Here is a 20138-nt window from a genome sequence, read left to right on the forward strand (position 1 = left end):
CCGGAACCCCCGCCACCCCCTGGCGCTACGACCACGCGGCCTACCTGGACGCGGTAGCCCGCGGCCTCGGCACACCCCTCCAACCCGCAGAGCCCCGCGACACTCCCTGGGACCCGCAGCTAGGACAACACATCGCCACCCACGCACTCCGCGTCGAAGAAGAACACGTCATTGAAGCGTTGCTGTCAGACCTCGCAGACCTCGCAGACCTCGCAGGCCTCCCAGACCTCGCAGGCCTACCAGGCCCGCCACGCGTCGAGTAGCTGCACATTGTTCTACCGAAAAGGTCTGTCTGTAGCACGCTGCGCATCGACGATCAGGGCCTGCGCCCACCACTCGATCGGGTGTCGACGACTTCCTTGGCAGGCCGGAATCCGGCGACAGCCTCCAGCCGTCTGCGGCGTTGGCTGATACTTGGCTACGCCGACGAGTACGGCGCCGTCACGGTCTAATCGGAAGGACCTACGCGGGATGGAAGCGAGGAGAGAACGTGAGCTCAAGCCAGGGCTGGTCGGGCCCTGACCCGGCGCAGCTTCGGCTGCCGCCGGCCGACGTCATTGAGCGAACGATCGGAGTGTGCGGGCGCCTCAAAGAGGAGCTTGTCGATTATGTGCGGCAGCCGCGGTTCTCCAAGCAGTTCAAGGCCGCGCTCAGCAAAGCCGCCGGTCCTGACGGGGCTCTGGACGCGAGGACTGCGATCACAGCGATCGACACACTCATCCTGCAGAAGAAGCAACCCGACGGCACCACTATCGTGCGGCGGTTCGCCGAACAGCGCCGCCCGGCTTTCAGCGAGGAGGAGAAGGCCACGCTCCTACGCTGGCAGGAAGTGGTCGAGGGCTGCTTCGAGGTCCGCGAACGTCTCGACGGCGGGCTGTTGCTGCACAACCTGCTGGACGACCTGCTGTATCCGACCTGGGCGACGGCCGACTCGGACGTCTTGAAGCACATGAAGCCGCAGACGTTCGTCATCGCACGGGTCGTGCCCGCACACGCCGACTTCGACATGTGGCTCTTCTCCGGGCCCCAGGCCACCTACGGGCGTGCGGACGGCCCGGAGTTCGTCCAAGCCGCCGCGCAGGCCGTCCTCACCGACCCGCGGGTGATGCGCCGCAACACCGAACTGATGGCGATGGCCTGGCGCCGGCAGGCCGAGGAACGAGCCGCGTTCATCGACTTCGCCGGTACCGACCTGGTCGTCGGCCCACCACAAACTGTGCAGGCGCTGCTGGTGGAGTTCTACAAGTCGCGACAGCCAAGCCCCACGGTCATAGCATCCTACGGATACCCGGTACCCAGCCCGGAGGACCTCGCGGCCTTCTCCGACGAGATCCTCATGTCGGACAGCGTCGCCGTCGTCTACGACGCCGCCGAAGGAATCCACTACTTCAACGACTTCGCCGCGGCCGTCGAACCGTTCATCGTCCCGGCCGAACACCTGACCCCGCCGCGGCTGACCGCCCTGCGCGGCTATCTCGGCGCCGATTCGATTCCACCGTTCCTTTTCCGCCGCCTGGCCGCGGACTATCCCGACAGCGTCGACCGAGTCTTCGCCAAGCTGCTGGGAAAGAGAGGCTTCCGCTGGGACCGTGACGGCGAGGCGATGCTGGCCCGCAAGAAACCGACGTTCCTCCACCATGAGCCGACTCCCAGCATCACCGTCTTGCCGACGCGCTTGGCAGAGCTCCGCAAAGCGAGCGTCGGCTCGCGTGGGCCAAACTGGCTGAAGAGGCCAGGGCGACGATCCGAACGAGGCCGGCAATAGCGCAATTACGCACCTTCATCGCTCCCGTTGACACGTGACGAAACGCAGATCAGGCAGCAGCGAACCGACCTTTGCCGACTAGGCGGCCGCGGCTGTGAGGTCGGAGGCCGACGCGGAGCAGTACCCGGAATCGCGCGCCGACTGCCTCCTGGAGGCCGCCGCGTCCTGGGTACGCGCCGGGGATACCGAACGGGCATTGGCACTGCTGCACCCGCTGATCGCCGAGGGCGGCGAGAACGCGGAGTATGCCCGGTTCGCGGTCGCCGACATCGCTTTCGGAACCGGGGATACCGTGTACCACTCCGACGCGGCTGCCAGATCGCCTCGTTCGGCGAGAAGCTCCGCGGCCAGCTGGCACGGGCCGTCGTGACGGGGTCTAGCGGCCCTGAGCCTCGGCGAGGCCGTCGAAGAACACGTCTTCGGACGACCCCCGTCGCCTCAGCGACAGCCTAACCAGAACCGGCCCGTTTCGGAGAAATCCGAAACGGGCCGGTTTGTACTATCTGTGGAGCTTACGAGACTCGAACTCGTGACCTTTTGTCTGCCAGACAAATGCTCTACCAACTGAGCTAAAGCCCCATCTGGTCCCCCGGTGAGATCGTACGATCGATCTTGGCTGATCTCCCCGGCGGGCGTTGCCTATATTAGCCAGAGCTGCCGGTGGATGGGAAATCGAACACCGTGCCCCTGCGCCCCGCGCTGCGCATCAGCGCCTCGAACCCGCGCAGGTAGTCCGCCAGCCGCTCCGGCGGCACCGCGGCGTCCTCGAAGCCCGGCCACGCCTCGGCCCCGCCCGGCGTCCGCGTCGCCAGCCGTGTCGCCAGCCCCGCGCCGTCCTCGCGGATCCGCCACAGCTCCCGCTGCTCAGCCGGGCCGACGACCACCCGCGTGGCGTGAGCCCCGGCCAGGTCCGCGACGATCGACGCGGCCCGCTCCGCCGTCGTCTCGATGAACAGCCACCCGCCGCCCGCCGGCAGCGCGGCGGGCAGCGGCCGCTTGCGCCGCGCCGACCACACCTCGGCCAGTTCCGCGCCCAGCCCCTCGATCGCCGAGGGCTGATGCGGCAGTACGGCCGGCACGTCCGCGGCCGCCGCGATCATGTCCGGGTAGGCGGCCACCACCAAGACCGGCTCGCGCAGCACCGGCACCAGCCGCAGCTCGGCGCCGAGCACCGCCGCGAGCGTCCCCTCCGAACCGACCAGCGCCTTGGCGACGTCGAAACCGTTCTCCGGCAACAGATGCTGCAAGGCATAGCCGGACACCTGGCGCGGGAAGCGGCCGAGTTCGGCACGGATCGCCGCGCCGTGCCGCGCGACCAGCTCCCGCAGCCGGGAGTCGAGCGCCGCGACGCCGCTGGTGCCGCGCCGCACGGTGGTCCTGGTGCCGTCCGCCAACAGCACGTCCAGTGCCAGCACGTTGTCCGCGGTCGTCCCGAACGCCAGCGACCGGGCCCCGCACGCGTTGTTGCCGATCATGCCGCCGATCGTGCAGCGCGACGCGGTCGACGGGTCCGGACCGAAGCGCAGCCCGTGCGGGGCCGCCGCGGCCTGGAGCGTGTCCAGAACGACGCCCGGCTCGACCCGCGCGGTGCGCGCCGCGGCGTCCAGTTCCAGCACCCGCCCGAAGTACCGCGAGCAGTCCAGCACCAGGCCCTCGCCGATCGCGTTCCCGGCCACCGACGTGCCGCCGCCACGCAGCGTCACCGGCACGCCGTGCGTCCCGCAGATCCGGACCGCGGCCTCGACGTCGGCGGCGGAGCGCGGGAACGCCACGGCGCGCGGCACGTGCCGGTAGTTGGAGGCGTCGGCGCTGTACTCGGCGCGCCGCCGGGTCCCGAAGTCGACGTCCAGACCGGCCTCGGCCAGCGCCCCGCGCCAGGCACGTTCGGCCTGGTCAGAGATAGAATCCGGGCGTTCACCCGGGCCGGTGGCGGAAGGCTTCACGCGGGAGGATCGGTCGGGCACGCTCCCAACGTAGCGCCCGTCGCGCGGGTGGGCGTGGCGTGGCGTGTCCCGGGAGCGGACGGGACCGGCGGCGAGTAGGTTCGGGAGCAGACCCGCAAACCCCCGCCTGGCCGCTGCCGGCCGGCTGAAGGAGGCCCGCGATGAAGATGACGGACTACGTCCCCGGCACCCCGTGCTGGGTGGACCTGATGACCACGGACCTGGACGGCGCCAAGGCCTTCTACGGGGGGCTGTTCGGCTGGACCGCGCAGGTCGCCGACGATCCGGCGGCCGGCGGCTATGTCCTGTTCGAGCTGGACGGCGTCCAGGCGGCCGGCGGCATGAAGACCATGTCGGCGGACCAGCCGACGGCCTGGAGCACCTACGTGGCGGTGACCGACGCCGACACCACGATGGCCAAGGCCACCGCCGCCGGCGCGCAGCCGATCGTGGCCCCGATGGACGTCACCGACGTCGGCCGGATGGCGATGTTCGCCGACCCCACCGGCGCTGTGCTGGGCCTGTGGCAGCCGCGCAGCATGAAGGGCGCCGGCGTGGTCAACGAGCCGGGCGCGCTGACCTGGGACGAGCTCAACACCCGGGACGCCGCCGCGGCCAAGGCGTTCTACGCCGCGGCCTTCGGCTGGAAGGCCGAGACCAGCGCCATGGGCGAGGGCATGGAGTACACCGAGCTACAGGTCGACGGCCGCACGGTCGCCGGGCTGATGGAGATGGACGACGAGCACTTCCCGAAGGAGACGCCGCCGCACTGGGCCGTCTACTTCGGCGTGGCCGACTGCGACGCCTCGGTGGCGAAGGTCGGCGCGCTCGGCGGCACGGTGGTGGTGCCCACGACGCCGATCCCGCCGGGGCGGTTCGCGGTGTGCCAGGACCCGCAGGGCGGGTTCTTCTCGCTGTTCCAGTCGAAGGAACCGGAAGGCGCCGCGAGCTGAGGTCAGCCTCGCGCGCGCTGCTACACAGGGGCCCCGTCGGATGCCGATCACGCATCCGGCGGGGCCGCATGGTCATCTGCCAGGGCCGCACTGTCATCTACGGGGGCCGCGCAGTCACCTACCAGGGCCGGCACCGCCAGATGCCAGCAGGTCCTCGGGACGCTGGGAGGGGCTGGACTCGTCGACGATCAGCCCGTCGCGGATGAACACGATGCGGTCGGCCCACGCCGCGTGCCGGGACTCGTGGGTGACCAGCACCCCGGCCGCGCCGGCGTCGCAGCGCTTGCGCAGCAGGCCCAGCACCGTCTCCCCGGTCTCGCTGTCCAGCGCGCCGGTCGGCTCGTCGGTGAGGATCAGACGGCGGTCGCCGATCAGGGCCCTGGCGATCGCCACCCGCTGCTGCTGCCCGCCGGACATCTCATCCGGAAAGCGATCGGCCTCGGACCGCAGGCCCACTTCTTCCAAGGCCGCGACGGCCTCCTGCCGGGCCTTGCGCGCCGACATACCGTCCAGCTCGCGCGGCAGGGCCACGTTCTCGGCGGCGGTGAGGGCCGGGATGAGGTTGTAGTCCTGGAAGACGTAGCCGACCGAGCGGCGGCGGATCGCAGCGAGCTGAGTCCTGCTCTGCGAGGCCAGCGCCGTGCCCTCGATCACCACCTCGCCGGCGGTCGGCATGTCCAGCCCACCGGCCAGCGACAGCAGCGTGGACTTGCCCGAACCCGAAGGCCCCATCACCGCCACCAGCTCACCCGGCGCGACGGCCAGGTCGATGCCGCGCAGCGCGTGCACCTCCGCGGCCCCCTTGCCGTGCACGCGAGTGACGGCGCGCAACTCCAGCACCGGACGCGTCTTGGTCTCCCCGTTCATCGCTGTCACGGTCGGTACCGTATTCGCTCGCCGCCGACTACGCGCGCCGGTGTCTCAGGCGCCTCAGTCCGGGACCAGCTGCCAGAACGCCGGCAGCACCTTGCGCACCGCATCGACGGCCGCGGGAGTCCGGCCGTGAACCCACAGCCACACCCCGCCGCCGTCCTCGCGGATCAGCACGTCGGGACCCTGATACCAGCGGATCGGGCGGCCGTCGGGCGCGCCCCACCGCGGGATGCCGGGCAATCCGAGCGGTTCGTAGCGCGATTCCAGCAAGGCACCCTGCTCGTCCCAGTCGAACGCGGTCGTGTCGTAAAGCCCTCGGGCGGGGTCCTTGGAGAACATCGCTTCGAGCAACACGCAAGGGTGACTGCGCAAGATCACTGGTGGGAAGCCGGGCCCGGCCGCGCCACCTCTGGTTTAACCTCACGAGGTGACCGGCCGACCCCACCTGCTCCCGACCGCCGTGGCGACCAGCGCGTGCGCCGCGATCCTCGCCCTGGCCGCATGCGGCGGCGGCACCAGCGCGAAGACCACCGCGCCGCCGCCCGCGAGCGCCACAAGCAGCAGCGCCGGAACGTCGGCAGCGAGCGCCCCATCCCCCGCCGACCAAGCCGCGCTCCAGCGCGTAGTCCCCGCGCCGACCACGACCACCGCAGCCGCCGGCGCCTTCACCCTGACGGCCGCCACCGCGATCCACGCCTCCCCCGGCGCCGAACCGGTCGCGTCCGACCTCGCCGCCTACCTGAAGCAGCAGACCGGCCTGGCCCCACAAACGACCGCCGACTCCGGCGCCGCCGCCAGCACCAACGCCGCCACTGCCACCAGCACCGCCGCCAACACCAACACCAACACCAACACAGGCATCCAACTCGTCCTACAACCCACCGGCGGCGACCCGGCCCTCGGCGCCGAGGGCTACACCCTGACCACCACCCCGGCCTCGGTCACCCTCACCGCCGCCACCGACGCAGGCCTCTTCCACGGCGTGCAAACCGTCCGCCAGCTCCTCATCGGCGACAAGCTCCAGGCCGGCACGATCACCGACCACCCCCGCTTCGCCTACCGGGGCGTCATGCTCGACGTCGCGCGCCACTTCTTCAGCGTGGCCGACGTGAAGGCCTACATCGACGCCGCCGCCCTGTACAAAGTCAACGAGTTCCACCTGCACCTCAGCGACGACCAGGGCTGGCGCCTCACCGTCCCGGGCTGGCCGAGGCTGGCCACGGTCGGCGGCTCCACGCAGGTCGGCGGCGGGCACGGCGGCTCCTACACGGCAGCCGACCTGAAGGAGATCGTCGACTACGCCGCGTCCCGCTACATGACCGTGATCCCCGAGATCGACATGCCGGGGCACGTCGGCGCGGCCGTGTACGCCTACCCCACCTTGGCCTGCGACGGCCGCCACCACGGCCCGGTGACGTCGGTCTCCCCCGGCTACGACGCCCTGTGCCCGTCGAGTGAATCAACATACAGATTTGTCGATTCAGCGATGAAGGCCGCGGCCGACGCCACCGCCGGCTCGCCCTACCTGCACCTGGGCGGCGACGAAGCCCAAGCCCTGAACCTGACGCAGTACAACGCCTTCGTCCAGCGCGCCCAGAACGTGGTCGCCGCACACGATCGCACGCCGATCGCCTGGGCCGAGGCCGGCACCGCGCCGCTGCTGCCACAAACGATCCTCGAGTACTGGAACACCGCGCAGCCGCAGCCCTACGTCCTCCAGGCCGCCGCCAAGGGCACCAAGCTGATCATGGCCCCGGGCGACCACGCCTATCTCGACCAGCAGCCGGTCGCCGGCTTCCGCCTCGGCCTGCACTGGGCCGGCTACGTCCCGGTCTCCAAGGCCTACGACTGGGACCCGGTGACGGTGCTGCCGGGCGTGGCCCCGTCCTCGGTCCTCGGCGTGGAGGCGCCCCTGTGGACCGAGACGGTCAAGAGCCTGGCCGACGCCGAGACGCTGGCCTTCCCCCGGCTGCCGGCCATCGCCGAGATCGGCTGGTCCGCGCCGAACACCCACGACTGGCCGGGATTCTCGCACCGGCTGGCCGATCAGGCGCCACTCTGGGACAAGCTGGGAATCGCCTACTACAAGTCGCCGGAAATCCCCTGGGGCTGATCGCCTGACCCGGCGAGACAGCCCTGCCAGACGGCCCTGCCAGACAGACGACCCGGCAAGACGACCCGGCAGGACGGCCCAGCGGGACGTCCCAGCGGGACGCCCCAGCAATATCCCTGCCAGGCGGCCCAATTCAGACTCCGCAGAACCCGCCGCGCGACTACAGCACCCCGCGCAGATGCGCTACGCAAACCTCCCGATGCAGTACTCGAACATACTCCGGTAATCCTGGTCACCATGATCTGGAAGGTAGCCGTCCGCATCGCCCGGCGAGAGGCCCTGCGCCACAAGGGCCGATCGGCGCTGGTCGCGGCGATGCTCGCGCTGCCGGTGGCCGGGGCGAGCGCGGCCGACACGCTCTACCACACCACCAAGCTGACCACCGTCGAGCAGGTGCGGCGCGACCTCGGGCACGCCGACGCGCTGGTGTCGTTCGTCGCCCCGACCCCGATCGAGCAGCTGCCGGACGGCACCGTGCCCGGTTCGGCGCAGGCCGGCGGGATGCTCACCGGTGCGCTGCAAGGGGTACAGGTCGCCTCGCCGATCGACTCCGGCGTGCTGCCCGCCGGATCGCGCGTGGTGCCGATGCCGGACCAGCAGGAGCTGCGCGTCGAGGCACCGCAGGGCGCTGATTCTGTCTCGGTCGTGGAGCGCGATCTCGGGGACCCGTTGCTGTCCGGGCTCTACGTCCACAAGGCCGGCCGGGCCCCGCGCGCCGCGGGCGAGGTGACGCTGTCCACCTCGCTGCTCTCCGCCCTCGACAAGCACACCGGCGACCAGCTCACCGCCGAGTTCCTCACCCCCGGCCAGGTCCCCGACAAGAACGGGCAGCTGCCCAAGCACCAGCTCACCATCGTCGGAGAGGACGACGACCCCGCGCATCTGGACGCCGACGAGGTCATCGCCTACCCCGGCACGCTCCCGACGCCTGCGGACTACGCCGGTCCGACGCAGTGGCTCGCGCAGATACCGGGCGGCCTGAACTGGGCCCAAGTGCAGAAGCTGAATCAGGGCGGCTACTCCGCCGAGTCGCGTCTGGTCGTGGAGAACCCGCCGCCGGACTCCGCGGTGCCGCTGATGCAGCACTACCACGCGGCCTCGGTCGGCAGCAGCCGGCTGACCGAGGCGCTGCTCGCGGTCGGTGCCGTCGGCATCGTCATGGCGCTGCTGGAAGTGGTGCTGCTGGCGGGACCCGCGTTCGCGGTCGGGGCGCGCAAGCGGCGCCGCGACTTCGGGTTGATGGGCGCCGCCGGGGCCGACCACCGGATGGTGCGGGCCGTGGTGCTGGCCGACGGGCTGGTGCTGGGCGCGGTCGGCGGCGTGGTGGGGGCGCTGGCCGGGATCGGGATCGGGCGGCTGGCGCTGCCGGAGGCCGTGAACTTCACGCACCGCGAGCCCGGAGCGTTCCGGATCGCGCCGGGCGACCTCGCGGGCGCGGCGTTGATCGGCGTGGTCACCGGGCTGATCGCCGCCCTGATCCCGGCCGTGATCACCGGGCGGCAGCAGGTGCTGGAATCGCTGACCGGCGGCCGGCGCGGCGCCCGCGGCGTGCCGTGGAAGCTGGCCACGCTCGGCGTGGTGGTCCTGGCCGCCGGGCTGGCCGCGACCGGATACGCGGTCTTCCGGCCCGGGATCCACACCGTGCCGCTCGTCGGCGGCATCGCGGTGTCCGAACTCGGGGTGGTGGCCTGCACCCCGCTGCTGGTCGCGCTGACCGGCAAGCTGGGCCGGCTGCTGCCGCTGACCGGCCGGATGGCGTTGCGCGACAGCGCGCGCAACCGGGGCCGCACCGCACCGGCGGTCGCCGCGATCCTGGCCGCCGTCGCCGGTTCCACAGCGGTGGCGACCCTGCTCACCACCAACGACGCCCAGGGCCGGGCGCAGTATCACAGCACCCTGCGAACGGGGCAGGTGGCGCTGATGTTCGGGGCCGCCGCCCAGCAACAGGAAGAGCAGCAGTCCGGCGCGGGCGTGCGCTACAACGGCGCCCCCACCGGCCCGGACCTCACCCCGGTGGACGCCGCCAAGGCGATCGCCGCGATCAGCGCCGTGCTGCCGGTGCGCTCGGCCGCCGTGATCCCGACCCAGAACTACAACGGCTTCGTACCGGTCAGCATCGTCGTCAAACGCAACCCGGCCAACGACTGCCCGTTCTTCAACGGCAACGGCGGCGCCGTACTGCTCCCGCCGGGACAGAGCGGCGAGTCGATGATCCAGTCCGATCCGCGCTGTCAGGCCGCCTTCGGCGGCAGCCAGGTGGTGCCCGGGGACGCCGCCACGCTGCGCGCGCTCACCGGCACGGTCGACCCGCGGGCCGAGAAGGTCCTCGCGGCCGGCGGCATGGTGGTGTTCAGCCCCTTCGACCTCACTGGGACAGCTCCTCAGAACAGCACAGATTCTCAGAACGGCACCGGGCAGGCGACCGGCGCCCAGACCGCCACCATCGCCCTCCAGCGCAACTGTCCGCCGGCCGGCATGGACCTGCCGGACGAACTGCGCAAGCAGTTCGCGCCGTATTGCAGCGGCCCGCCGCCGGCCGATCTGACCCTGCCGGCCGCGGTGGCCAAGACGAAGGACGGCAGCGCGGTCAACGGCGTCCGGGCCCTGATCCCGCCGTCCGCGGCCGACAAGTACCAAGTGAAGTACGTGCCGTCGATGATCCTTTTCGACACCACCCGGATGCCCACCAAGGCCGAGGAGGAGCGGGCGAACGCCGCCGCCGAGTCCCTGGGCACCACCGCGCTGCTGGAGGTCGAGCGCGGCTACCAGGGCGGCGACGACACCACGATGCTGGCCCTGGCCGCCGTCGCGGCGTTCGTGACGCTCGGCGCCGCGGCCATCTCCACCGGGCTGGCCATCACCGACGGCCAGGCCGATCTGGAGACCCTGGCGGCGGTCGGCGCGCGCCCGCGCATGCGCCGGGCGCTGGCCGGATCGCAGGCCACGATCACGGCCGTGCTGGGCACCGTGCTGGGCTCGGCGACCGGTCTGGTGCCGGCGGTCGCGATCGTCGAGGCCCGGTCGCACAGCTTCGTGCAGTCGGCGTTGCAGGGGCGATCCGGGCACGGTCTTCGAGGTCTGATCGGCGGGGCCCCGACCGTCCACGCCCAGAGCTATCTGACGATCCCGTGGCCGTTCTTGATCGGCACGATCGTGATCGTTCCGATGCTCGCCGGGATCGCAGCGGCCCTGGTCACACGCTCGAAGATAGAGATTCGGCGACGACGGGGATAAGGGGAGCCCGGCGCGGGCAATTGGAGAGCGGCCGGATGGCGCGCGCCTGGCGGGCGCGCCATCCGGTTCGAGTACGGGGAGCTCTCAGGGGTGTGCTGAGGGTGATCGGCGAGGCCGCCCGGCGCCGGTTCCCGGGCGGCTCGGTCGCGACTGTTACCGGTCACGCTCACCGGTCACGCTCCGGCGAGCGAGGGCGGCAGATCCCGCACCACGACCTTGCCGGTGGCGTTGCGCGGCAAGGCGTCGACGAACACGACATCGCGCGGCACCGCGTTGCCCGGCAGGTACCGGGCCACGACGCCACGCACCTGGGGCGCGGTCATCTCAGCGCCGGGGCGGACCACCACATAGGCGGCGAACCGCTGGCCCTGGTCCGCGTCGGGCACGCCGACCACCGCCGCCTCCCGGATGTCCTGCACCGAGGCCAGCAGGTCCTCCACGTCGCGCGGGAACAGCTGCTCACCGGCGCACACGATCATGTCGGCGTCGCGGCCGTGGACGAACAGCCGCCCGGAGGAGTCCAGGTGGCCGCGGTCGTTGGTGGCCATGTAGCCGGCCCGGTGTTCCTTGGTTCCGCCGCTGGTGTAGCCCTCGAACAGCAGGTTGTTCCAGACGAAGATGCGGCCGGTGACGCCGCGCGGCACCACCTCGCCGCGGTCGTCCAGCACCTTCAGCCGGGAGTCCAGCGGCGGACGGCCCGCGGTGTTCGGGGCGATGCGCAGATCCGCCGGGTCGGCGATGGCGGCCCAGGAGACCTCGGTGGAGCCGTAGAAGTTATAGAGGACGTCGCCGAAGACGTCCATGAACGCCGTGACCAAAGGCGTCGGGATGGCCGAACCGGAGGTGGCCACGATCCGCAGCGAGGAGACGTCATAGGAGTCGCGCAGCTCCGGCGGCAGCTCCATGATCCGCTGGAGGACCACCGGGACGCCGAACACGACCGCGCACCGCTGCTCTTCAATGGCCTGGAGCGCGGCCTTGGGCTCGAAGCGGCGTTGCAGAACCAGGGTATTGCGAAGCGCCATGCTGATCTGGAGCCCGGCCAGCCCCCACATGTGGAACAGCGGAGTGGCCACGAGCACTGATTCCCGCGCCCGCAACGGTATTCGGGAGATGAGCCCGGCCGCGGCGGACAGCCCCGGCGGGTTCGCGCGCTGCGCGCCCTTCGGCGCGCCGGTGGTGCCGGAGGTCAGGACGACGATCCGGCCCGGGCGCTTGGGCGGGCGGCGCTTGGCGGCCGAGGCGCCGGCGATCACGTCGTCGACGGTGGCGGTGCCGGCGTCGCGCTGCGCGGAGCGGCTGAAGGGCCGGCCGGTGCCGGGTCCGGTGCCGTCCGGCCAGGCGACCAGGAACGGCACGCCGAGCCGGGCGGCGGCGACGTGGTCGGCGAACTCGGCGTCGGCGATCACCACGGCCGGTTCGTGCGCGCGCAGCACCTCGGCGGTGGCGCGCACGGTCAGGCCGGTGTTGACCAGGACGACGTCCGCGCCGAGTTCGGCGGCGGCGACCACCGACTCCACGAACCAGGCGTGGTTCCGGCACAGAACCGCCACCCGGCTGCCCGGGGCGGCTCCCAGCCGCTCCAGCCCGTTGGCCAACCGGACGGCGCGGCCGTGCAACTCGCCGAAGGTCACCGAGCGGTGCTCGTCGATGACCGCCAGCCGGTGCGGCGAGCGGGCCACCGCGGCCCGGTAGCCGCCGGCGACGGTCGCGCCCCAGCGGGCCAGACTCAGCAGCTGGCGGACGTTGCGGTCCGGGCGCGCCGGGGAGGCCACCCCGGATCGGGTCAGGATGCGCAGCACCCGCAGGCTGCTGCCCTTCGGGCCGGTGATCTCGCTGGGCTCGGCACGGCTGGCGGACATGGTGGCGGGGCCCTCCTGTCGGGGTGACGGATGGCTGGGCGTTCGTGGGGTTCGCAGTTTTCCGGTTCCGTTCGGGAGTCGGCCGCTGACAAGATCGGCAGACGGTTATCCCGCGGACCGCGTTTCATTCACCGTTCAGTCCGCCAGCAACCGGTTCACGACCTTGCCGGTGGCGTTGCGCGGCAGTTCCTCGACGAAATGCACGTCCCGGGGCACCGAGAAGCGGGCCAGGCCCGCCTTCACCAGGGCCTTGACCTCCTCGGCGGTCATCGTCGCCCCGGGCAGCAGGGCGACGTAGGCGGCGAAGCGCTGGCCCCATTCGGCGTCCGGCACCCCGACCACCGCGCACTCGCGCACCCCGGGCTGGGCCGCTATCAGCTCCTCGACCTCGCGCGGGAAGACGTTCTCGCCGCCGGAGACGATCATGTCGTCGTCCCGGCCGGAGACGAACAGCAGGCCGTGTGAGTCGACGTAGCCGCGGTCGCCGGTGGCCATGTAGCCGTCGGCGGTCTCCTTGCTGGCGCCGTTGGTGTAGCCCTCGAAGAGCATGTCGTTCCAGACGAAGATGCGCCCGACGGTGCCGGTGGGGACCGGCTGCCCGGTGGCCACGTCCCGGATCACGATCTTGGAGCCCAGCGGCGGCCGGCCGGCCGTGGTCGGGGCCTGGCGCAGGTCCTTGGGGTCGGCGATGGAGGCCCAGGAGACCTCGGTGGAGCCGTAGAAGTTGTAGAGGACCGGCCCGAAGGTGTCCAGGAACTTGGTGACCGCCGAGGCCGGGATCGCCGAGCCGGACAGCGCCACGACGCGCAGCGTGGAGGTGTCGTACTTCTTGATGACGTCCTCGCCGAGGTCCAGGATCCGCTGCACCATCACCGGCACCGCGAACATCGCCGTGGGCCGCTTGCTCTGGATGGCCTTGAGCGTGGCCTCCGGGTCGAAGCGGCGCTGCATGATCAGCGTGGCCCGCAGCGGCATGGCCATCTGCAACGCGGCCAGGCCCCAGGAGTGGAACATCGGGGCCGGCACCAGGATCCGCTCGCCGGCGTGCAGCGGGATCCGGCTCAGGATCGAGGCCGCGGCGCCGATGCCCGGCGGGTTCGGGCGGCGCGCGCCCTTGGGGGCGCCGGTGGTGCCGGAGGTGAGCACGATGATGCGGCCGGGCTTGGCCGGGGGCTTGCGCTGCGTGGCCGGGGCGGCCTTGATGATCTCGTCCAGGCTCAGGGCGATCGCCGCGCCGTCCTCGGGCCAGGCGTTGATCCGCAGCGTGCCGTCCGGACAGTCGGCCAGGACCGCGTCGAACTCGCTGTCCGCGATCACCGCCTTGGGCTGCTGCTCGGTGATGACCTGCGCCATCTGGCCGGCGGACAGGCCGGTGTTCAGCAGGACCGCGTCCGCGCCGAGTTCGGCGCAGGCGATGAAGCAGGTCACCATGCCGGCGTGGTTGCGGCACAGCAGCGCGACCTTGTCGCCGGGGACGACGCCGCGCTCCTGGAGGCCGTTGGCCAGCCGGGTGGCCCGGTTCGTGAGCTGCTTGTAGGTGAGCACGACCCGCTCGTCGATGACCGCCTCGGCGTTCGGGGTGCGCGCGGCCGCGGCGCGAAAGCCCCCGGCGATGGTCGCGCCCCAGTTCATGAGCGCGCGCAGCTGCGGGACACTGCGGTGCGGCGGCCCGGGCCGGAGCACGCCGGCCCGTACCAGGGTCGCGACCACCGCCAGGTGGGAGCCGCCGCCGTCGATGGTCGCGCCTGCCGGGCCGGGCATGGTCGGTACCTGCTTTCGTCCGTGGAACCAGGTCGGTCTGCGCGCGGGACCGGGCGGGGGTGTGCGTCCGCGCCGAAACGCCGCTCGCTCGAAGTTACCCTCCGGTAAATTGGAGCCGACGTCAATACCTCCCCCGCCGTCCGCCGGCCCCGGGGCCAGACGGGTGAATATCATGGTGTTGAGAATGTACGGGAGCCCGCCGCGGGCCTAGAAAGGACTCATGCGACCGGCTTCCCCCCGTCCTCGAACCCTGCGACGCCATGCGGCCCGGCTGCTGGCCGCCGCCCTGCTCGCCGGCCCCGCGGCGCTCGCCGCGGCCCCGGTGCACGCGGCATCGGCCCCGGCCTTCTCCTCCGGTGTCAACGACTTCGGATGCCGGCCCAGTGCCGAACATCCGCGACCTCTCGTATTACTGCACGGCACCTTCGTGAACCCGACCGAACAGTGGCTGATCGGCGGGCCCTACTTCGCCAACCTCGGATACTGTGTGTTCGAGCTCGACTACGGTCAGTACGACGGCATCCCGCTGGTCCACGGGATCGGGCCGATCGAGCAATCGGGACTTCAACTGGCGGCGTATGTCGACCGGGTGCTGGCCGCGACCGGCGCGAGCCAAGTGGACATCCTGGGACACTCCCAAGGCGGCGGGGCGCTGCCCCGGTACTACCTGAAGTTCCTCGGCGGCGCGCCGAAGGTGCACACCCTGGTCGGGATCGCGCCGACGAACCACGGCGGGACCGCGTCGGGGATCTTCACGCTCGCGCAGCAGATTCCGGGTGCTACCCGGGTGATCGGGACGGCGTGCCCGGCCTGTGTGGAGCAGTTCGTGGGGTCGGCTTTCAACCGGCGGCTCGACGCCGGCGGGGACACCGTGCCCGGGGTTCAGTACACGACGATCGTGACCCGGGACGACGAGTTGGTGACGCCCTACACGAACCAGTTCCTGTCCGGGCCGAACGTGCACAACGTGCTCGTGCAGGATCTGTGCCCGCTGGACGTGTCGGACCACGTGCTGGTCGGGACGGTCGACGGGGTGGCGTTCCACGAGGCGGCGAACGCGCTGGACCCGGCGCACGCGACGCCCACGACGTGTGCGGATCTGCTGACGGGGGTGGTCGGGGCGCTGGTCTGAGCCGAGCAGAACCCGGTTACCGGAGCACCGCGGCCACCAGGTCCGAGCCCAACGCCGTCGTCGCCTGGAGGTCCAACCGATAGTGCACATACCGCCCGCGCCGCTCGGCGGTGAGCAACCCGGCCTTGCGCAGGACGGTCAGGTGCCGTGACACCTCCGGCGGCGTGAGGTCCCAGGCCTGCGCCAGCTCGCCCGTGGTGTGCGCGCCGCGGGCGAGGGTCCGCACCAGCCGCAGGCGCACCGGATGCGCGAGGGCTTCCAAGCGCGCCTGCATCGTCTCCAGCGACACCGCCTGCGCCGCGCTCGGGTGCGCGACCGGGTACTGGACCACCGGTCGCCACCCAGCGGAGTGCACCGCGACCAGGTGCGGATGCCCGTAAACGCTGGGCAGGAAGGTGACCCCGGCCTCCCCCGCGCTGGTCGCGTTGTCCTGCAACTTGTCCAGGACGATCGCGTTCCCCTCGGGCTCCAGCCGGACCATCGCCGACACGGCGCCGAGCGCGCTGCCGACCCCCTGCCGCTCACGCAGGTCCGCCTTCTGCCGCGTGTCCGCGGTCAGCTGCGGGACGACGCCCGGCCAGGCGGCGTCGAAGAACGCGGCGGCGGACCACTCCAGGGTCTGCCGCACCCGGGCCCGCACCCCCGCCGGGTCGGCGAGCAGCCGCTCGGCGAACGCCTCCTGGACCGCGCCGCGCGCCTGGGCCAGGTCCAGGGCCCGCTCGCGGGCCCGGGGATCGGCCAGCGGCGAGCGGCCGGCGAACGTGACCCGGTTGCTGCCGCAGGTGGTGACCAGAGCCGAGGTGACATAGGCCTCGTCGGCGATCCGGTCCACATCATCGAGTTCTTCGGCCAGGGTCGGTGCCGGCCGGGCCGGAAGCAGGAAGTCCGCCCGGGACGAGCGCCACAGGAACTCGGCTTCCTGGAGCCGCTCGGTCAGCTCCGGCGGGAGCGCCGCCCGCACCCCGGCGACCCAGGCGGCCAGGCCCGGGTGGTGTTCGGTGGCGGCCAGGGCGTGCAGCATCGAGGTCAACTCGGCCAGCGGGGACACGGCGAACCGCACGCGGTCCGGCGGCAGCCCGGCGATCTCGATGCGCAACGTCATGTCTGCCATCATCGCTGGTCCGGACGCGACCGGCAGCACCGATTGACGAAAACCGCCAATCGGCGCAAAGATGCGGCCGCCCCGCCCCTACCGTTGCCGCCATGACCGCACCGAAGAACCCTGCAAAGGGCCGCACCCGCGAGCTGGTCCGCGCCACCGGCGGGCCCCGGTACGCCGTCGCCATCGGCGTCGACGCCCTGGGCACCGGGCTGCTCCGGCCGTTCCTGCTGCTGTACGCGATCAAGGTGCTGGCCCTGTCGGCCCCGGCTGCCGGCGCCACGATGACCGGCGGGATCGTCCTGGCTCTGGCGGCCATGCCGGGCGTGGGCCGCTGGCTGGACCGCGGGGCGCGCTCGGCGGTGGTGGCGGCGTCGATGCTGATCCGGGTGGTCGGGACCGCGCTGCTGCTGGCGACGCCGGCCGGGAACGTCTGGATGTTCGCCGCGGCCTGCATGTTCCTGGGCATCGGCAACCAGGCCTGGCCCGCGGCCCACGCGGCCCTGGTGGCGACGATCGCCCAGGGCCGGGAGCGGGACGCGGCCCTGGCCGCCGCACGGTCGCTGCGCAACGGCGGGATGGGCATCGGCGCGCTCATCGCCGCGGCGGCGCTGGCCGGCGGGACCTCGGGGCTGCGGATCGCGGCCGCCGCGACCGCGGTGGCATACCTGGTCGCGGCGGGCCTGGCCTACTCGGTGCACATCAGCGCCTCGCCGGCGACCGCCGGTCCGCACACACCGGCGGACCCGGACGAGCCCGCGCCCCGGATGGGCACGCTGCTGGCGGCCAACGTCATCTACGCGTTCTGCCTCAACATCCCCGAGATCGCCCTGCCCTTGGTGCTGATCACCCAGCTCCACGCGCCGGCGTGGTGGTCGGCGGGCATCTTCGTGACGAACACCGTGCTCGTGGTCACTCTCCAAGTGGTGGTGACCGTCTGGATGGCGCGCTTCTCCCGACGCACCGCGCTGGTCATCGCGGGCGTCATCATCTCGGTCTCCTATCTCGGGTTCCTCGCCGCGACCCCGTTGGGCGGCGGCTGGGGCGCCCCGGCTATCGCCGGGGTGTCGGTGCTGTGCGCCCTCGGCGAGATCGTCTACGCCGGCAGCGCCACCCCGCTGGTCACCGCCATCGCCCCGCCGCGTGCGTTGGGCCGCGCCCTGGCCAGGTTCCAGCTCTCCTCGGGCTTCGGCCTGGCGGTGTCGCCGGCGGCGATCACGGCGCTGGCCGCCGCCGGGCCGGTGGCGCTGTGGGGGACGCTCGCGACGGCGACGTTGGTGTCGGCTGCGGCTGTGGCGCGGTGAGGGAGCCTCAAGCTCCATATAAAGTCGGCGCGTGGCTGAGATCGCTGACATGACTGACATGTCAGACCCCGCTGAGCTGTTCGTAGTCGCGGGCGCGCCCGGCGTCGGGAAGTCGACGGTGGCCGGGCTGCTCGCCGCGCGCCTGCGTCCCGTCCCGGCGGTCCTCGACAAGGACACCATGTACCGCGATTTCGCCTCCGAAGTACTGGCGGCGGCCGGGCGCCCTTTCGGCGAGCGCGAGGGCGCCTGGTATGACCGGCACGTGAAAGCCCACGAATACGGCGGGATGACCGCGACCGCGCGGGAGATCCGGCGCTTCGGCTGTCCGGTGCTGCTGGTCGCGCCGTTCACGTCCCAGATCCGGGACCCCCAGCGGTGGTCGCGGTGGACGGCCGAGCTCGGCGGCGGGAGCGTGCGGCTGGTGTGGGTGCGGTGCGACGTCGACGCCCTGCGATCGCGGATCGCCGCCCGCGGACGGAATGAGGACACTGCGAAGCTCGCGACGTTCGACTCCTGGGCCGCCGCGATCCGCCCCGACACTGCCCCGCCGGTCCCGCACCACGAGATCGACAACTCCCCGGACCAGCGGGAACGCCTGATCGCGCAGGTTTCGGCCCTCGCCGAAGAGTTCGCGGCGTAGGGTTCGGCGGTATGAGCCTGCTGACCGCCGAAGACCAGTACCGCCGCGCCGAGACCTTCGCCGCCCTGCACACCGGGCCGGACGTGTTCGTGATCGCCAACGCCTGGGACGCCGGCACCGCGAAGATCCTGACCGCCCTCGGCTTCCCGGCCCTGGCCACCACCAGCGCGGGCATCGCCCACAGCTTGGGCCACGCGGACGGCGGCATCACCCGCGACGCCAGCCTGACCAACTCCCGCACCCTGGTCGCGGCCACCCACCTGCCGGTCGCAGCCGACCTGGAGAGCGGCTTCGGCGCCACCACGCGGGACATCGCCGAGACCATCCGCCTGGCCGCCGCCGCCGGCCTGGTCGGCGGCTCGATCGAGGACGCGGTCGACGGCAAGGTGATCCCCCTGGAGCCGGCCCTGGAACGACTGACAGCGGCGATCGAGGCAGCCCGCGCACTCCCCTTCAAGTTCACCATCACAGCCCGCGCCGAGAACTTCCTCTACAACCACGACGACCTGAAGGACACCGTCACCCGCCTACAAGCCTTCGAAGCCGCCGGCGCCGACGTCCTATACGCCCCCGGCCTGACCACCGAACAGCAGATCCGCACCATCACCTCCGAAGTCGGCAAGCCGGTCAACGTCCTGGCCGGCGGCGCCCGCCTGACCGCGACCGTCGCCCAACTCGGCGAGTGGGGCGTACGCCGCATCAGCCTCGGCTCGAACCTGGCGCGGGTGGCGCTGAGCGCGGCGGTCGGCGCCGCGAGGGAGATCGCGGAGCGGGGGACGTTCGAGTTCGCGCAGGGCGGGGTGCTGGCGCATGGGGATATTGAGCGTTACTTCGGGTGAGCTGTTGGTGATGGAGTTTGGCGCTGCTTTGTCGTTGCCGCTGCGGCTGCGGCTGCGGCTGCCGACCCAGGAACAGTCCCAGCGGCGCCAGCAGCGCCGAGGCTGTTCTTGCAGTCCTTCCGCGAAAGCAAACTCGGATCCTTTTGGGGAAACTGGAGTTTGCGGGCCGGGTTGCGGTTGGGTTGTGGGTTTGAAAGGCGATTTTTACGGCCTTCGGTTATGGTTGTGCCGGTTCGGGGTTCGGGTCGGTGGGTGTGTCTGTCGGCTGCCGGTTCCCGCGTTCACGACCCCGCCGCATCTCAGGCCTCTTCGACCCCGGCAGGTCAGAACAAGAGCACAGGCAAGATCAACAGCAAGATCAAAAGCTGTGATGAAGAGCCCGGCGCCTCCGGCGGGGGCTCTTGGCTCCCTCGGGGAACTGGCGCGGTTCCATAGGGTGGTCGGGTCAGGGCCCTGCGGCGGCGGTTTGTGAGGTGGTGCGGTTCGTTCCCCTCGGTCGCGTCGTCAGCCCCAAGGGGTACAGCACCGGTGTCCGGGAGTAAAGTCCGCGCCGTCACGTCGGGCCTGCAAGCTGCGGTTTGTATAGCGCGAACTTGACTCCCGGCCACCGGCACTGTAGG

Annotated in this window: 16 protein-coding genes and 1 tRNA gene; 10 read left to right on the forward strand and 7 right to left on the reverse strand. The window is 71.6% G+C overall.

Annotated elements, in window-relative coordinates:
• The 3 genes from IZR01_RS36715 to IZR01_RS36725 form a co-directional block, all read left to right on the forward strand.
• A partial coding sequence (locus IZR01_RS36715) for a DUF2399 domain-containing protein (protein ID WP_194926525.1) occupies positions 1 to 263 on the forward strand: 263 nt, incomplete at its 5' end.
• A gap of 227 nt (positions 264 to 490) precedes the next feature.
• The gene (locus tag IZR01_RS36720; protein WP_194926526.1) at positions 491 to 1765 is read left to right on the forward strand and encodes a hypothetical protein; all 1275 of its coding nucleotides are present in this window, start codon (positions 491 to 493) and stop codon (positions 1763 to 1765) included.
• Between the two features lie 94 nt (positions 1766 to 1859).
• Positions 1860 to 2135 carry a hypothetical protein gene (locus IZR01_RS36725; protein WP_194900016.1) on the forward strand — a complete coding sequence of 92 codons (276 nt, stop codon included), beginning with the start codon at positions 1860 to 1862 and terminating at the stop codon, positions 2133 to 2135.
• A gap of 136 nt (positions 2136 to 2271) precedes the next feature.
• On the opposite strand, the gene IZR01_RS36730 is transcribed toward IZR01_RS36725, so the two are convergent.
• Positions 2272 to 2344, reverse strand: a tRNA-Ala gene (locus tag IZR01_RS36730).
• 65 nt (positions 2345 to 2409) lie between these two features.
• The gene (locus IZR01_RS36735; RefSeq protein ID WP_323747203.1) at positions 2410 to 3729 is read right to left on the reverse strand and encodes an FAD-binding oxidoreductase; all 1320 of its coding nucleotides are present in this window, start codon (positions 3727 to 3729) and stop codon (positions 2410 to 2412) included.
• A 140-nt stretch (positions 3730 to 3869) separates the two neighbouring features.
• Here IZR01_RS36735 and IZR01_RS36740 point away from each other — a divergent pair, with 140 nt between their 5' ends.
• Positions 3870 to 4661 (forward strand): VOC family protein, encoded by a 792-nt coding sequence (locus IZR01_RS36740; protein ID WP_194926527.1) that lies wholly within the window; start codon positions 3870 to 3872, stop codon positions 4659 to 4661.
• Positions 4662 to 4775: 114 nt separating this feature from the next.
• On the opposite strand, the gene IZR01_RS36745 is transcribed toward IZR01_RS36740, so the two are convergent.
• Positions 4776 to 5528, reverse strand: coding sequence for an ABC transporter ATP-binding protein (locus IZR01_RS36745; protein WP_194926535.1), 753 nt, complete (start codon positions 5526 to 5528; stop codon positions 4776 to 4778).
• Positions 5529 to 5591: 63 nt separating this feature from the next.
• The gene (locus tag IZR01_RS36750; RefSeq protein ID WP_194926528.1) at positions 5592 to 5885 is read right to left on the reverse strand and encodes a hypothetical protein; all 294 of its coding nucleotides are present in this window, start codon (positions 5883 to 5885) and stop codon (positions 5592 to 5594) included.
• Positions 5886 to 5961: 76 nt separating this feature from the next.
• On the opposite strand from IZR01_RS36750, the gene IZR01_RS36755 reads away from it, so the two are divergent.
• Both IZR01_RS36755 and IZR01_RS36760 read left to right on the forward strand, forming a co-directional pair.
• The gene (locus tag IZR01_RS36755) at positions 5962 to 7647 is read left to right on the forward strand and encodes a beta-N-acetylhexosaminidase (protein WP_323747204.1); all 1686 of its coding nucleotides are present in this window, start codon (positions 5962 to 5964) and stop codon (positions 7645 to 7647) included.
• Positions 7648 to 7884: 237 nt separating this feature from the next.
• A complete protein-coding gene (locus IZR01_RS36760; RefSeq protein ID WP_194926529.1) occupies positions 7885 to 10881 on the forward strand; it encodes an FtsX-like permease family protein in 2997 nt (998 codons plus the stop codon).
• 173 nt (positions 10882 to 11054) lie between these two features.
• On the opposite strand, the gene IZR01_RS36765 is transcribed toward IZR01_RS36760, so the two are convergent.
• Positions 11055 to 12743: an AMP-binding protein gene (locus tag IZR01_RS36765; protein ID WP_194926530.1), complete on the reverse strand. Its 1689-nt coding sequence runs from the start codon at positions 12741 to 12743 to the stop codon at positions 11055 to 11057.
• A 135-nt stretch (positions 12744 to 12878) separates the two neighbouring features.
• Positions 12879 to 14504 carry an AMP-binding protein gene (locus IZR01_RS36770; RefSeq protein ID WP_194926531.1) on the reverse strand — a complete coding sequence of 542 codons (1626 nt, stop codon included), beginning with the start codon at positions 14502 to 14504 and terminating at the stop codon, positions 12879 to 12881.
• Positions 14505 to 14724: 220 nt separating this feature from the next.
• Between IZR01_RS36770 and IZR01_RS36775 the strand changes: the two genes are divergently transcribed.
• Positions 14725 to 15636: an esterase/lipase family protein gene (locus tag IZR01_RS36775; protein WP_194896990.1), complete on the forward strand. Its 912-nt coding sequence runs from the start codon at positions 14725 to 14727 to the stop codon at positions 15634 to 15636.
• 16 nt (positions 15637 to 15652) lie between these two features.
• Here the strand turns inward: IZR01_RS36775 and IZR01_RS36780 are convergent, their stop codons facing one another.
• Complete coding sequence (locus IZR01_RS36780; RefSeq protein ID WP_194926532.1) at positions 15653 to 16738, reverse strand: DUF5937 family protein; 1086 nt, start codon at positions 16736 to 16738, stop codon at positions 15653 to 15655.
• A 101-nt stretch (positions 16739 to 16839) separates the two neighbouring features.
• On the opposite strand from IZR01_RS36780, the gene IZR01_RS36785 reads away from it, so the two are divergent.
• Genes IZR01_RS36785 through IZR01_RS36795 form a run of 3 tightly spaced genes read left to right on the forward strand, consistent with a single transcriptional unit; the run spans position 16840 to position 19518 of the window.
• Positions 16840 to 18039, forward strand: coding sequence for an MFS transporter (locus tag IZR01_RS36785; RefSeq protein ID WP_194926533.1), 1200 nt, complete (start codon positions 16840 to 16842; stop codon positions 18037 to 18039).
• A 58-nt stretch (positions 18040 to 18097) separates the two neighbouring features.
• The gene (locus tag IZR01_RS36790) at positions 18098 to 18679 is read left to right on the forward strand and encodes a P-loop nucleotide/nucleoside kinase family protein (protein ID WP_194926537.1); all 582 of its coding nucleotides are present in this window, start codon (positions 18098 to 18100) and stop codon (positions 18677 to 18679) included.
• Positions 18680 to 18690: 11 nt separating this feature from the next.
• Positions 18691 to 19518 (forward strand): isocitrate lyase/PEP mutase family protein, encoded by an 828-nt coding sequence (locus IZR01_RS36795; RefSeq protein ID WP_194926534.1) that lies wholly within the window; start codon positions 18691 to 18693, stop codon positions 19516 to 19518.
• The last annotated feature ends 620 nt before the right edge of the window (positions 19519 to 20138 follow it).

Source organism: Catenulispora pinisilvae (assembly GCF_015356865.1).
Taxonomy (GTDB): domain Bacteria; phylum Actinomycetota; class Actinomycetes; order Streptomycetales; family Catenulisporaceae; genus Catenulispora; species Catenulispora pinisilvae.